At 64.4% G+C, this 12,885-nt stretch carries 13 protein-coding genes; 7 read left to right on the top strand and 6 right to left on the bottom strand.

What is annotated here, in order from left to right; translation table 11 throughout:
• Window positions 1-68 precede the first annotated feature (68 nt).
• Window positions 69-305 (top strand): hypothetical protein, encoded by a 237-nt coding sequence (locus ACE04A_RS02460; protein ID WP_259246230.1) that lies wholly within the window; start codon window positions 69-71, stop codon window positions 303-305.
• 148 nt (window positions 306-453) lie between these two features.
• On the opposite strand, the gene ACE04A_RS02455 is transcribed toward ACE04A_RS02460, so the two are convergent.
• From ACE04A_RS02455 to ACE04A_RS02445, 3 genes are all read right to left on the bottom strand, one after another.
• Window positions 454-1,410: a 2-hydroxyacid dehydrogenase gene (locus tag ACE04A_RS02455; RefSeq protein ID WP_447992302.1), complete on the bottom strand. Its 957-nt coding sequence runs from the start codon at window positions 1,408-1,410 to the stop codon at window positions 454-456.
• Window positions 1,411-1,555: 145 nt separating this feature from the next.
• Entirely contained in the window at window positions 1,556-2,527 is a 972-nt protein-coding gene (locus ACE04A_RS02450) for a Bug family tripartite tricarboxylate transporter substrate binding protein (RefSeq protein ID WP_259246232.1), read from the bottom strand.
• A gap of 73 nt (window positions 2,528-2,600) precedes the next feature.
• Window positions 2,601-3,602, bottom strand: coding sequence for a Bug family tripartite tricarboxylate transporter substrate binding protein (locus tag ACE04A_RS02445; RefSeq protein ID WP_259246233.1), 1,002 nt, complete (start codon window positions 3,600-3,602; stop codon window positions 2,601-2,603).
• A 187-nt stretch (window positions 3,603-3,789) separates the two neighbouring features.
• On the opposite strand from ACE04A_RS02445, the gene ACE04A_RS02440 reads away from it, so the two are divergent.
• From ACE04A_RS02440 to garL, 5 genes are all read left to right on the top strand, one after another.
• A complete protein-coding gene (locus ACE04A_RS02440; RefSeq protein ID WP_100856378.1) occupies window positions 3,790-4,719 on the top strand; it encodes a dihydrodipicolinate synthase family protein in 930 nt (309 codons plus the stop codon).
• Window positions 4,720-4,823: 104 nt separating this feature from the next.
• Window positions 4,824-5,597 (top strand): FadR/GntR family transcriptional regulator, encoded by a 774-nt coding sequence (locus ACE04A_RS02435; protein ID WP_485819827.1) that lies wholly within the window; start codon window positions 4,824-4,826, stop codon window positions 5,595-5,597.
• 53 nt (window positions 5,598-5,650) lie between these two features.
• Window positions 5,651-6,763: an Ldh family oxidoreductase gene (locus ACE04A_RS02430; RefSeq protein ID WP_259246234.1), complete on the top strand. Its 1,113-nt coding sequence runs from the start codon at window positions 5,651-5,653 to the stop codon at window positions 6,761-6,763.
• 115 nt (window positions 6,764-6,878) lie between these two features.
• Entirely contained in the window at window positions 6,879-7,880 is a 1,002-nt protein-coding gene (locus ACE04A_RS02425; RefSeq protein ID WP_485819826.1) for a tripartite tricarboxylate transporter substrate binding protein, read from the top strand.
• A gap of 76 nt (window positions 7,881-7,956) precedes the next feature.
• Window positions 7,957-8,724 carry a 2-dehydro-3-deoxyglucarate aldolase gene (gene garL, locus ACE04A_RS02420; protein ID WP_259246236.1) on the top strand — a complete coding sequence of 256 codons (768 nt, stop codon included), beginning with the start codon at window positions 7,957-7,959 and terminating at the stop codon, window positions 8,722-8,724.
• Between the two features lie 77 nt (window positions 8,725-8,801).
• On the opposite strand, the gene lysA is transcribed toward garL, so the two are convergent.
• Window positions 8,802-10,034, bottom strand: coding sequence for a diaminopimelate decarboxylase (gene lysA, locus ACE04A_RS02415; RefSeq protein WP_448715953.1), 1,233 nt, complete (start codon window positions 10,032-10,034; stop codon window positions 8,802-8,804).
• Window positions 10,035-10,149: 115 nt separating this feature from the next.
• Here lysA and ACE04A_RS02410 point away from each other — a divergent pair, with 115 nt between their 5' ends.
• Window positions 10,150-11,073: a LysR family transcriptional regulator gene (locus ACE04A_RS02410; protein WP_259246238.1), complete on the top strand. Its 924-nt coding sequence runs from the start codon at window positions 10,150-10,152 to the stop codon at window positions 11,071-11,073.
• A 119-nt stretch (window positions 11,074-11,192) separates the two neighbouring features.
• On the opposite strand, the gene rpsT is transcribed toward ACE04A_RS02410, so the two are convergent.
• Together rpsT and ACE04A_RS02400 are read right to left on the bottom strand one after the other, a co-directional pair.
• Entirely contained in the window at window positions 11,193-11,456 is a 264-nt protein-coding gene (gene rpsT, locus ACE04A_RS02405; protein WP_025135824.1) for a 30S ribosomal protein S20, read from the bottom strand.
• 305 nt (window positions 11,457-11,761) lie between these two features.
• Entirely contained in the window at window positions 11,762-12,733 is a 972-nt protein-coding gene (locus ACE04A_RS02400) for a FecR domain-containing protein (protein WP_259246239.1), read from the bottom strand.
• Window positions 12,734-12,885 lie beyond the last annotated feature (152 nt).

The following is a 12,885-nucleotide window of genomic DNA, read 5'->3' as shown; positions in this document are numbered from 1 at the left end:
GCATAAGCGGCGATGTTGCCGCCCACTGCCGAACGGGCTTCGGCCTTGTTTATCCAGGAGTTCATGCAATGACGACACACTCCCGTATCGCTGCGTTCTTATCCACTTCGGCCTTGTGCCTCGGTCTTGCTGCTGCGCCTTCTGCGTTCGCGGCGGGCGCTGATGCGCAAGCCAAGGCGGGTGATTCCAAGACCCACGCGCAGCACAAGCATCACAAGTCTGACAAAGCCTCCGCCAAACACGCGGGCGCGAAATCAGGCGCGGCTTCAAGTATGGGCCAATCCGGCACCACGCCGGCGAAGTAAGGCAGGGACGGTAAAACCCCGCTAGTTCCTTTGCAGGAAGACTACCGGCCTCTTGGGGCCGGAAAGTCGAAAGCCTCTCGGTATGGGCGCCGAGAGGCTTTTTCATTTGCGCGCGATATGTGGTCCAGGCGCGCAAAGCTCCTGACGCTTACTCCACCGGCGTGATCACGCGCCCGGTGTCGAAATAGGACTTCAGGTTGTCCAGCATCAGGTTTTCCATGTCCAGGCGCGTCTCCAGCGTGGCGCTGCCGATGTGCGGCAGCAGCACGGCGTTGTCGCTGTCGATCAGCGCTTGCGGCACCTTGGGTTCGTGTTCGAACACGTCCAGCGCGGCGCAGCCCAGCTTGCCGGCTTCCAGCGCCGCCACCAGCGCGGCTTCGTCAATGACGGGGCCGCGCGCGATGTTGACGATGATGCCCTTGGGGCCCAGCGCTTCCAGCACGGGCTGGTTCACCAGATGGCGCGTGCTGGGTCCGCCCACCGTCGCGACGACCAGGAAGTCGGCCCAGGCGGCCAGGTCTACCAGCGATGCCTCGTAGCCATAAGCGATGTCGTCGCGCTTTCTGCGGTTGTGATAGCGCACGTCCATGTCGAAACCCGCGCCGCGCTTGGCGATGGCTTCGCCGATGCGACCCAGGCCCACAATGCCCAGCTTCTTGCCGCTGACACGCTGGCCCAGCGGAATGCTGCCATGCACCTGGCCCCATTGGCCGGCGCGCACGAAGCGTTCACCCTGGCCCATGCGGCGCGCGCCCGCGATCAGCAGGCCCCAAGCCAGATCAGCCACGCAATCCGTCAGCACGTCGGGCGTGTTGCTGACCTGCACGCCACGCTTCTTGGCGGCGTCCACGTCGATGGTCTCGTAGCCCACGCCCCAGCTGCAAATGGCCTTGAGGTCGGGCAGCGCGTTGATCAGTTCGGCGTCGGCGCCGAAATTGGCCGACGTGACGACGGCGGTGATGCCCTTGCCGTGTTCGGCCAGCGCGGCCTTGCGGTCGGGAAACTTCCACAATTCCACGACGTCATAGCCGTCGGCAAGGTTCTTGTTGGCGGAGGGAGAGCCGGCCAGCGAGCCGACCTGGATGATGCGATGCTTGGTGGTCATGTTGTCGTACGAGTGGATGGCGAAAACGGTCATGCTACTTGATTCAAGCTTGAAAGCCGCTGAGGGGATGCCCGAAGACACCCCCCCATGACGATCCGGCGGTCCGGCGATCCGGCGGTCCGGCGGTCCGGCGGCCCGGCGTCGCCTACTCCAGTTGGATGTTGGCCTTCTGGATGACGTCCTTCCACCGCTTCACTTCGGCCTGCTGGAACGCCGCGAACTGTTCCGGCGTGTTGGCCACGACTTCAAAGCCCAAGCCTTGCAGCGTCTGCTTGGTCTTCGGGTCGCGCAGCGCGTTCTGCAAGGCCTTGGACAGCTTGTCCACGACGGCCGGCGGCGTGCCCTTGGGCACCGCGAAGCCCTGCCACGAATACACCACCATGTCCTTGATGCCGGCTTCAGCCAGCGTCGGCACGTCGGGCAGGTCGGCCGCGCGCGTATCCCCCGTGATGGCCAAAGCCTTGAGCTTGCCGGCCTTGATGTGGTTTTGCACCGCGCCCAGGTTCTGGAACGACACGTTGACCTGTCCGCCGATCAGGTCGGCAATGGCCGCGCCGCCGCCCTTGTAGGGCACGTCCACGCCGGTGCTGTCCGTGCGCTGGCGAAACAGCACGGCGGACAGGTGGTCCGACGATCCCGTGCCGGACGAGGCGTAAGACACGCTGCCCGGATTTTTCTTCGCATAGGCCACCAGTTCGGCAACGGTGCTGGCAGGGAACTTGGTAGCCGCTACCAGCACATTAGGGTTTCGCACCGCCTGCGTCAGGTAAGCGAAGTCCTTGCTGGGGTTGTAGGACAGATTCTTGTAGAGGGCTTCGTTGATGGCGAAGGTGCCGATGGAGCCGACCATCATCGTGTAGCCATCGGGCGTGCTGCGGGCCAGTGCCTGCGCGCCGATGGCGCTGTTGGCGCCGGGTTTGTTCTCAACCACAAAGGTCTGGCCCAGCGTCTGGGACAGCACCGGCGTGACCGAGCGCGCCGTGATGTCGGACGAACCGCCCGGCACGAACGGCACAATCATGGTGACCGGCTTCTCCGGGTAGTCCGCGGCCTGGGCCGTGGGCCCGGCAAGTAGCACAGCGCCCGCCGCGGCGGCCGCGCAGAACAGTTTATTCATGTTGTCTCCTGGTTCGCGTGGTGATGAAAAGCCCGGCGCTCACGCGTTGCGCACGGGCCGAATTTGCGTAGGTTCAGTCGACTTTCGCGCCCGAGGTTTTCACCACCTCGGCCCACTTGACGGTCTCTTGCGCCATGAATTGCTTGAACTGCGTGGGCGTGTTGCCCGACGGCGTGGCGCCTTGCGCCTGCAACTGCGCGCGCACCGGCTCCTGTTGCAAGGCGGCCGCGACGTCGCGCTGAATCTTCTCGACAATGGCGGGCGGCGTGCCCGCCGGCGCCAGCAGGCCGAACCAGCTCGAGGCCTCGTAGCCTTTCACCCCTGCTTCGGCCATGGTCGGCACGTCGGGCAGGGCGGGCGAGCGCGCGGTGGTGGTCACGGCCAGCGGGCGCAGCTTGCCGCCCTTGATATAGCCCATGGACGAGGGCAGGTTGTCGAAGATCAGGTCGGCCGAGCCACCCATCACGTCGGTCAGCGCGGGGCTGCTGCCCTTGTACGGCACATGCGTCATGCGCGTGCCCGTCATGGTCTGGAACAGTTCGCCCGACAGATGCGTGGACGTGCCGTTGCCGGTGGAAGCCATGTTGACGGTATCCGGATTTGCCTTCAGGTACTTGATCAGGTCAGCCACGGTACGAATGCCGTGCTTGTCCGCGAACTTGGGGTTCAGCTCAAGAATGTTCGGCACGGGGATGACCAGCGTGACCGGCATGAAATCCTTCACCGGATCGTAGGGCAGCTTGCTGTAGACGGACTGGTTGATGGCATGCGTGCTGACGGTGCCCATCAGCAAGGTGTAGCCGTCGGCGGTGGCGCGCGCGGCTTCCGCCGTGCCGACGTTGCCGCCCGCGCCCGCCTTGTTGTCCACCACCACTGACTTGTTCCAGGTCTTGCCCAGTTCCGCGGCCACGACGCGCGCGGCAATGTCGGCGGTGCCGCCGGCGGGGAAGGGCACGATGATCTTCACGTCGCGTTCGGGGTAGTCGGCGTGGGCTTGCGCGGCGGGTAGCGCCAAGGCGATGGCCGTCAAGGTGGCGGCCGCGATCAGCCGGCGTCGCGCGATGGGGGCGTGCATGGTCTTGTCTCCTTGGGTGTGCGCGTGGCCGCGCTTTCTTTTCAACCGCAAGGTGCCGCAACGCACCCCGCTTTGTGATGCCGTTTCACTTGTCAAACAAATATAGGTATTGAGATTATGCTTGTCAACCAAGTATACTTTTTTCACCTTACTTATCTGACAACTGGATCAGCCAGGAGCCCCGTCCATGAAAACTTCCCCGGTCACCGCGCAGGACTTGCAGCGTTCGGTCATTGCCGTGCCGCCCCTGGCCCGCCATGACGATCTTTCCCTGAACGAGGCCGCCAACAAGGCGCTGTTGGGCCATCTGGAAGCGGGCGGCGTGCGCAACGTCATGTACGGCGGCAACGCCAATTTCTACAACGTGGGTGTCAGCGAATACGCGCGCATCGTGGACATGCTGGCTGGCCTGGCCGGTTCGGACACGTGGATCCTGCCCTCGGTGGGGCCCGACTACGGCAAGATGATGGACCAGGCGGCCATCCTGCGATCGCGTGCGTTTCCCACCGCGATGCTGCTGCCGATGTCGTTCCCCTATACGGATGCGGGCCTGGCCGATGGCGTGCGCCGCTTCACCGACGCGCTGGGCAAGCCGGCCGTCATGTACATCAAGTCCGCCGACTACCTGGCGCCCGAAACCGCCGCCCGGCTTATTGAAGAAGGCCGCATCGTGGCGTTCAAGTACGCCGTCGTTCGCGACGAGCCGGCAAAGGATGCGTATCTGTCGTCGCTGCTGGAATCCGTGGATTCGCGCTGGGTCGTTAGCGGCATCGGCGAACGCCCGGCCATCGTGCACTACCGCGACTTCGGCTTGAAGAGCTTTACGTCGGGCTCCGTCTGCGTGGCGCCGCGCGGATCGATGCGCTTGCTGCATCTGCTGCGCGAAGGCCGCTACGACGAAGCCGAGGCCGTGCGCCAACACTACATGGGCCTGGAAGACTGCCGCGACGGCATCAGCCCCATCCGCGTGCTGCACGACGCCGTGACCTTGTCCGGCGTGGCCGACATGGGCCCCATGCTGCCGCTGCTGACCGGCATTTCCAGCGCCGAGCGCGAGCGCGTGGCCCCGGTGGCGCGTGCCCTGGCCGCCTGGGACAAGGAAGCCGTGGCGGCTTGAGCGTGAACGGCATGGCCGCGCTTCGCTCATCGTTCCGCGTGTTGGCGGTACGATGGGCGCTGTCCGCGTAAAGGCGGGCAGGCCTTACGCATTCAGGAGGTTTCGTGGCCCGATCCAAAACAACAACATCATCCGAACCGCAAGCGCCCGAACAGGCCGACGTATCCGGTTCCCATGTGCTGGAACGCGGACACCGGGTGCGGCTGGCGGACCAGGTCTACGGGCAGATCTTTGAACAGATCGTGTCGGGTGGCCTGAACGTGGGCGACAAGCTGCCGTCCGAGAACGAGATCTCGGAGCGCTTCGGGGTGTCGCGGCCGGTGGTGCGTGAAGCGCTGCTGCGCTTGCGCGCCGATGGGCTCATCACCGCGCATCAGGGGCTGGGCAGGTTTGTGAGCCATCAGCCCGCGCCGCGCCTGAAGACGTTCAACGATGTGCAGAACGTCAGCGCGTATTTGCGCGCGCAAGAGGTGCGCGTCGCCCTGGAGGGCGATGCCGCGCGGCTGGCGGCACTGCGCCGCACCGACGAACAACTCAAGAAAATCGCCGACGCGCATGCCGCGTTTGCCGACAGCCTGACGCACGGCCAGGTGTCGCCCGAAGCCGACCTGGCTTTTCATGCCAGCATCGCCGAGGCCAGCGGCAACGACTTCTATCTGGGCGTGCTGGAAAGCATCCACGAATCCATCAACGGTTTCATGCGGCTCACGTTGAGCCTGACGCGCACCGGTTCGCGCCAGCGCGCGCAGCGTGTGGTGGACGAACACGCCACCATCCTGGACGCCATCCGCGAACAGGACAGCGAGCGCGCGCGCGTGGCCATGCAGTTTCATCTGGGGCAGGCGCGCCATCGGCTGGTGGACCGCGACCGCGACTGATCGATCGCGCGCCGGGGTGCGCCCGCCACATAACATCAAACGGAGACAAACCAGTGCAAGGCAACGGAGCAACAGCCAGGGACGTGCCGGTAGAGCAGGTGCGTGAACAAATCTTGCAGGTGCTGCAAGCATGGGGCATGGATGAGGACCTGGCGCACACCACCGCCGGCCTGATGGCGCAGACGGATCTGCTGGGCATCGATTCACATGGCATTTCGATGCTGCCTTCCTACGAGGAAAAATGGCGCGCCGGCTCCTTGCGGCTGGACGCGCGCGCAAAGGTGGTGCGCGACGGTGGCGCCAGCGCGCTGATCGACGGCATGGGTGGCCTGGGTTATCCGGTGGCCGCGCAGGCCATGCACCTGGCCGTGGACAAGGCCTTGGAACACGGGGTGGGCGCGGTGTCGGTATGCAACTCGCATCACTTCGGCGCGGCCGGCGTCTATGCGCGCATTGCGGTGGAGCGCGGCGTGGTCGGGCTGGTCACCAGCAGCGCCAACGGCATCATCATGGTGCCCACGCGCGGCGCCATGCCCATGCTGGGCACCAACCCCATTGCGTTCGGCGCACCGGCCGCGCACAACGAGCCTTTCGTGCTGGACATGGCCACCACCACCGTCGCCGCGAACAAGGTCAAGGTGTATGACTTCCTGGGTAAACCGCTGCCGCCCGGCTGGGCGGTGGACGGGCAGGGCGGCGCCGTGACGGACGCCGATGCCGCGATGCAATTCATCTTCAAACATCCCGAAGGCGGGCTGACGCCCTTGGGTGGCACGCCCGCCATGAGCAGCCACAAGGGCTACGGCCTGGCGATGATGGCGCAGATACTTGGCGGCACGCTGAGCGGCAGCGCGTTTGCCGCGCGCCGCGCACCGACGCGCAAACCAGGCGAGCCGGATGACGTGGGCCATTTCTTCCTGGCCTTGAACCCCGATGCGTTCCGCGCGGCAGGCTCATTCGAATCCGATATGGACGACATGATCGATTCGCTGCACGACACGCCGCCGGCCAACCCCGATGAGCCGGTGCTGGTGGCGGGTGAACCCGAAGCGGCCGAGCGCGCGCGCCGGTTGCGCGCCGGCATCCCCATTTCGGCGGCATTGGCCGAGCGCCTGCGCGGCATCTGCGAACGCGCGGGCACGCCCTATCTGCTGGACGATATCTGATCGCAAGCGGTTTGTTTGTTGCGCTGACTTTGTTGTGCCCGAATTGTTTTACCCCTAACACCAGACCCGGTCACCGGGCTCACACCCTAAGAAAAACCATACGGAAGAGACAACCATGCAACAACCCAAACCCTCGGCGCGCAGACGCCTTGCCGTGCTTGCCGCGGCCACGCTTGGCGCCGCGGCGCTGCTGCCCGCGGCAGCCATGGCGCAATCCGGCGCCTGGCCAACGAAGCCGGTCAAGCTGGTCGTGCCGTTCCCGGCCGGCGGCAGCACCGCCTCGGTGGGCCGGCTGTTGGCGGCCGAGCTTTCCAAAGAACTGGGCCAGAGCGTCATCGTCGAAAACAAGGGCGGGGCCAACGGCAACATCGGTTCGGATGTGGTGGCCAAGGCCGAGCCGGACGGCTACACCTTGCTGCTGTCGGGCGTGGGCTCCAATGCCATCAGCTACGCCATCTACCAGAACATGCCGTATCGCAACAGCGACTTCGCGCATATCTCGCTGCTGGCCACCGGCCCGAATGTGCTGGTCGCCAACATGGATTTTCCCGGCAAGACTTTCGCCGACTTCATCAAGCTGGCGCGCGAGAACCCGGGCAAGTACACGCATGCCAGCTCGGGCAGCGGCTCGTCGGGCCACCTGGCCATGGAAATGCTTAAGCAGGACGCCAAGATTGACCTGGTGCATGTGCCGTACAAGGGCGGCGCCGCGGCCATTACCGACATGATCGGCGGGCGCGTCTCGGTCATGTTCCTGAATCAGGACACGCTGCTGCCGCAGGTGACATCGGGCAAATTGCGCGCCTTGGCCGTGGCCAGCGCCAAGCGCAACCCGGCCTATCCCGACACGCCCACGGTGGCGGAATCGGGCTACCCGGGCTTCTCGGCGGAATCCTGGTTTGGCTTGTCCGCACCCGCGAAGACGCCGCCTGCCGTGATCCAGCGCTTGAACCAGGCAACCGTCAAAGCGCTGTCTTCGCCCGACATCCGGCAAAAGTTGGAGAGCGTGGGCTTTGTCGTGGTGGGCGACGACCCGAAGTCGTTCTCGGCGTTCGTCGATAACGAAATCAGCAAGTGGGGCAAGGCGGCCAAGGCGTCGGGCGCTCGCATGGATTGACGCGGGGCGGCCGGGTTTCGGCCCGGCCTGTTCTTTCAGGTTTTCGGATTTTTATCTTGCACAGACGAAGGTAGCAATGAACTCTCCCTTACCCAACCGCTTCCGGCAACGCATCCTTGCCCGCGAACGGCTCATCGGATTCTGGATGTGCATGTCCAGCCACATCACGGCCGAGCTGGTCGGGCTGGCGGACTTCGACTGGCTGCTTCTGGACGGCGAGCATTCGCCCAATGAGGTGCCAATGTTCCTGCAACAGTTGCAGGCATTGCAGGGCAGCGCCAGCGCCGCCGTCGGGCGGCCGTCGTGGAATGATCCGGTGCAGATCAAGCGCCTGCTGGATATCGGCTTCTACAACTTGCTGATTCCGTTCATCGAGTCCGAAGCTGACGCGCGCCTGGCGGTGGCGGCTACCCGCTATCCCCCGCAGGGCATGCGCGGCGTGGCGGGCGCGCAGCGCAGCAACCGCTATGGCACGGTGCCGGACTACCTGCAAACCATCAACGACAACATCTGCGTGCTGCTGCAGATTGAAAGCCGTCCGGGCATCGAGGCGGTGGACGAGATTGCATCCGTGGAAGGGGTGGATGGCGTGTTCATCGGCCCGTCGGACCTGGCCGCCGCGCTGGGCCACATCGGCAATCCCGGCCACCCGGAAGTGCAAGAAACCATCCGCCATCTGCATCAGCGCGTGACGGCCCAGGGCAAGGCCGTGGGAATCCTTGCACCCGTGCATGCGGATGCGCGGCGTTATCTGGACATGGGCATGCACTTTGTTGCCGTGGGTACGGACCTGGGCGTGTTCAAGCAAGCCACGTTTGCCTTGCGCGACGCATTCCCGACTTGATTGCGTAGGGCTTGATGCGACACGCCCCGCGAACAAGGCGGGGCGTGTGGTTTGATTTTCTTGCTGAGTCTTAGTGCTCAGTCCTCCAGCGCCAGCAATTCGCTGACGGTCTGGCGACGGCGGATCAAACGCGCTTCGCCGTTATCCAGCAAGACCTCGGGCGCCAGCGGCCGGCTGTTGTAGTTCGATGACATCGACGAGCCATATGCGCCCGCGTTGTGCATGACCATGAAGTCGCCAATGCGCGGCTGCGGCAACAACTGGTCGGTCATCACGCCGCCTTCTTCCTGCGTGAACACGTCACCCGATTCGCACAGCGGTCCGGCAACGGCGATGCGCGTTTCGGCCACGCCCTGCGGGTCCGACCCGTCGCGCGCGTGTACCGAGATGCGATGAAAGCTGCCGTACATGGCCGGGCGCATCAAATCGTTGAAGCCCGCGTCCACCAGGGCAAAGTCGCGCTCGGGGCGGTGGTTGACGGCATGCACCTCGGTGACCAGCACGCCGGCTTCGGCCACCAGGAAGCGGCCCGGTTCGATCTCCAGCCGGACGTCATGGCCCAGGAACTGTTCAACGCGCTTGCGGGCCGAATCCCATTGTTCAAAATAGTGGTCGCAATCGATGCGCGGTTCACCATCGCGGTAAGGAATGGACAGGCCGCCGCCAGCCGAGATGGCTTCGATGTCATGGTCCAGCGAACGCACCACGTCGACCATGGCGTCGCAGACGCTGGACAGGTGGCCGTAGTCCACGCCCGAGCCGATATGCATGTGGATGCCGACCAGCTTCAGCCCGTGGCGGCGCACGATAGACACGGCTTGCGCCACGTCGTCGATCCAGATGCCGTGCTTGCTTTGCGGGCCGCCGGTGTTGGTCTTGTTGCTGTGGCCGTGGCCAAAGCCGGGGTTGATGCGCAACCACACGCGATGGCCGGGCGAGGCCTGGCCCACGCGGTCCAGCATGTCCAGCGAGCCGGCGTTCACGGTGATGCCGTGCTTGAGCACAGTGGCCAAGGTGGCGTGGTCGATCAGGTCGGCCGTGAAGACCATGCCTTCGGGCTCGCCCTTGGGGTCGAAGCCGGCGGCCAGGCTGCGTTCGATCTCACCCAGCGATACGGCGTCGACCACCGCGCCTTCCTCGCGCATCAGACGCAGGATGTGCAGGTTGGAACACGCTTTTTGCGCATAGCGGATGGTGTCGAAGCGGCGCAGTTGCGCAATGCGTTCGCGGATGACGGCGGCGTCATACACCCATAGCGGCGTGCCATGCTGCGTGGCGAGTTGGGTGAGTTGGCGCGGATCGAATGCCATGACGGGCTGACCTTGAATGGAAGAGTTGAAAGCAGGCGGAATGATGCCGGTTTCAAGGCATCCAGTAAAATGCTTATATGTTGAAGATCCATTCATTCCTGATATGGGGCGTGGCGTGCTGACGCACCGGCATATCGAAGTGTTCCGGGCGGTGATGATCGCCGGCAGCGTGACACGGGCCGCCGAGCTCTTGAGCACCTCGCAGCCCACCGTCAGCCGCGAACTGGCCCGCATGGAGCAGGGCATTGGCTTTGCGCTATTCGAGCGCGTACACGGCCGCCTGCGACCCACCATGCCCGCCCTGGCGCTCTACGACGAGATCCGGCAGTCCTATGCGGGCCTGGAGCGCGTGGTGTCGGCCGCGGCGCGGCTGCGCGAGTTCCGGGGCGGGCAGTTGTCGGTGATCGCCTTGCCTGCCTTTTCGCATTCCATTCTGCCCGACGCATTTCGGCGCTTTCATGGCCTGCATCCGGGGGTAAGCCTGTCAGTGGAAACGCAGGAATCGCCGTTTCTGGAAGAGTGGCTGACAGCGCAGCGCTACGATTTGGGCCTGACCGAACACGACGCCGCCCCGGCTGGCACGCGGGTTCGGCTGCTGCTGCAGGTGGATGAGGTATGTGTGCTGCCGGACGGGCATCCGCTGCTGGCGCGCGCGGAAATCGATCTGGCGGATTTCGAAGGGCACGCTTTTGTCAGCCTGTCGGCCAACGATCCCTATCGGTTACAGATCGACGAAGCGTTTGCGGAAGCGGGGGTGTTGCGGCGGTCCATCGTTGAAACGCCCACAGCGGTGTCGGTTTGCACGTTCGTGCGACTCGGGCTGGGCCTGGCTATCGTGAACCCGCTGACGGCATTGGATTTCGCGGGTCGCGGCTTGCACATCCGGCCGCTGCGCCGCTCATTGCCGTTTCGCGTCAACGCCGTCTTTCCGGAGCATCGTCCGGCCAATCCGCTGGTGGATGGGTTCATGGCAGCGCTATCCGATGCCGCTGACGCCATCAAGGCCAGGCTGGCGGATACGTATGCCGGCGCGCATTAGGCGAAACTGGATTTCGACAAAACCGTTGCAAAACCAGCAGAAAACAAAAAAGGATGCCCGGGGGCATCCTTCTTCATTTGCCGTATTCATGACGCCCCAAAAAGCGGGGCGGCAGAATCTTAGGCCAGCGCCTTGATGGCGGCAGCCAGGCGGCTCTTGTGGCGAGCAGCCTTGTTCTTGTGGATGATGTTCTTGTCAGCCACGCGATCGATCACGCTCGAGGCCTTCTGGAACACGTCGCCAGCCGCAGCTTTGTCGCCAGCGGCGATAGATTGGCGAACGCGCTTGATGGCGGTGCGCAGCATCGAGCGCAGGCTGGAATTGTGCTTGTTGCGCTCAACGGATTGGCGAGCGCGCTTGCGGGCTTGGGCGGTATTGGCCATGTTGCTATATAAGTTGAATTCGGCAAAGTCCAACATTTTAGCAAGTCCCCGTGGGATTGCAAGCTTTTAATGTCAGATCTGTCGATGGAGCGCCCGTCAACCGGGCGGGGGGCGCTGGGGAAGAAAAGTCCCTGGGGCTAAAGAGTTCTAGCTAAAGTGTTTTAGCTAGTGAACCCTTTCGGATAATCCCTGCTAAAGCCTAGAACCAAAGCCTTGAGGAAAACCCGCGGCGCCTACTGGATAAAAATACGGTACCGAGTATACAACGAAGCGAGCCCGAGGCACAGGCGCGCGGCATAGCGTTGTCAGGTGGCGACGTTGATGGACACGAACCAGGGCGTAAAACGCCGCACGTTGATGGGCATCATCTCTTGCAGCGCGTCGAGCGCGGCGTTGGTGTCGTCCAGCGGAAAATGCCCCGACACGGGCAAACCACCCGCAGCCATGGACACACGCAACGTGCCCGTGCGGTAGGGGCGCAGCGCGGCGATCACTTCCGCCAACGGGCGGCCCCGGGCGTCGACCCAGCCGGATTCCCACGCCGCTTCGGCCATCAGTTCGGCGCGCGGGATGTCCATGCGGGATACATCAAACCGGGCCCCGGTGCCGGCGCGGACGGTGCCGTGGGCGCCAGCCATGGTTTCGACCTCGACTTCGTGCTCATGCACCACCACCACCGTGCGCTGTGCCTGCTGGCGCACCATGTAGCGGGTGCCAAGCGCGCGAACGGTACCTTCCGCCGTCTGTACCAGGAAGGGGCGGCGCGCGTCGGGGGCAACGGAAACCGTCACCGCGCCGTCCAGCAAACGGACTTGGCGGTAGGCAGGGGTGAAGTCCAGGTCGACTCGGCTGCGGGCGTCCAGCAGCAGTTGGCTGCCGTCCGAAAGCAGGTAACGGCGGCGTTCGCCGGTTGCCGTGGCGGCGTCCGCGGCCACGTTATTGAGCGGGTAGAAGGCGTTGCCGACGTAGGCGGCGCAGGCACCGGTACTGGCGAGCGCCAACGCGCCGGTCAGAAAACGGCGTCGGGGCGGCACGATGGCCGGGGGCGGAGGGATCAGCGACGGCGCGGCAGGCGCGGCTCCGGTGGCGTAACCCGCTGCGGGGTAAGCGTCACCAAGCCGTCCGAACGTCGACCCTGCGAGCGTGCCGGTCAGTTGCTGCCAGGCATTCTCGTGGAGAGGGTCAGCCGCACGCCACGCCAGGAAGTCGTTGTAGTCCTGCGCGGTTGCCTTGCCAGAGCGCAGCAAGAGCAACCAATTGATCACCTGGTCCGCCATGGGTTGTCCTTGGGCGTACTTCACTTCATCTTCCCGCACGCAAGCCGCGCGGGAATCCTTTCGATGGCAATTTGTAAATAATAAAGGTTTTTTACCAAAGATTACCGGCCGCTTGTCAATTCTTGACGAATCTAATGCAAAAAGCCGGCGCG

The organism is Achromobacter colocynthidis (genome assembly GCF_057334535.1).
The sequence above is the reverse complement of the archived record's forward strand: the minus strand, read 5'-3'. Positions and strand labels throughout refer to the sequence as shown.

What these genes read in the sequence shown, in the direction of transcription:
- ACE04A_RS02460 (WP_259246230.1), top strand. Translation starts at nt 69, where the DNA reads ATGACGACACACTCCCGTATCGCTGCGTTCTTATCCACTTCGGCCTTG.
- ACE04A_RS02455 (WP_447992302.1), bottom strand. Translation starts at nt 1,410, where the DNA reads ATGACCACCAAGCATCGCATCATCCAGGTCGGCTCGCTGGCCGGCTCT.
- ACE04A_RS02450 (WP_259246232.1), bottom strand. Translation starts at nt 2,527, where the DNA reads ATGAATAAACTGTTCTGCGCGGCCGCCGCGGCGGGCGCTGTGCTACTT.
- ACE04A_RS02445 (WP_259246233.1), bottom strand. Translation starts at nt 3,602, where the DNA reads ATGCACGCCCCCATCGCGCGACGCCGGCTGATCGCGGCCGCCACCTTG.
- ACE04A_RS02440 (WP_100856378.1), top strand. Translation starts at nt 3,790, where the DNA reads ATGAAAACTTCCCCGGTCACCGCGCAGGACTTGCAGCGTTCGGTCATT.
- ACE04A_RS02425 (WP_485819826.1), top strand. Translation starts at nt 6,879, where the DNA reads ATGCAACAACCCAAACCCTCGGCGCGCAGACGCCTTGCCGTGCTTGCC.
- garL (WP_259246236.1), top strand. Translation starts at nt 7,957, where the DNA reads ATGAACTCTCCCTTACCCAACCGCTTCCGGCAACGCATCCTTGCCCGC.
- lysA (WP_448715953.1), bottom strand. Translation starts at nt 10,034, where the DNA reads ATGGCATTCGATCCGCGCCAACTCACCCAACTCGCCACGCAGCATGGC.
- rpsT (WP_025135824.1), bottom strand. Translation starts at nt 11,456, where the DNA reads ATGGCCAATACCGCCCAAGCCCGCAAGCGCGCTCGCCAATCCGTTGAG.
- ACE04A_RS02400 (WP_259246239.1), bottom strand. Translation starts at nt 12,733, where the DNA reads ATGGCGGACCAGGTGATCAATTGGTTGCTCTTGCTGCGCTCTGGCAAG.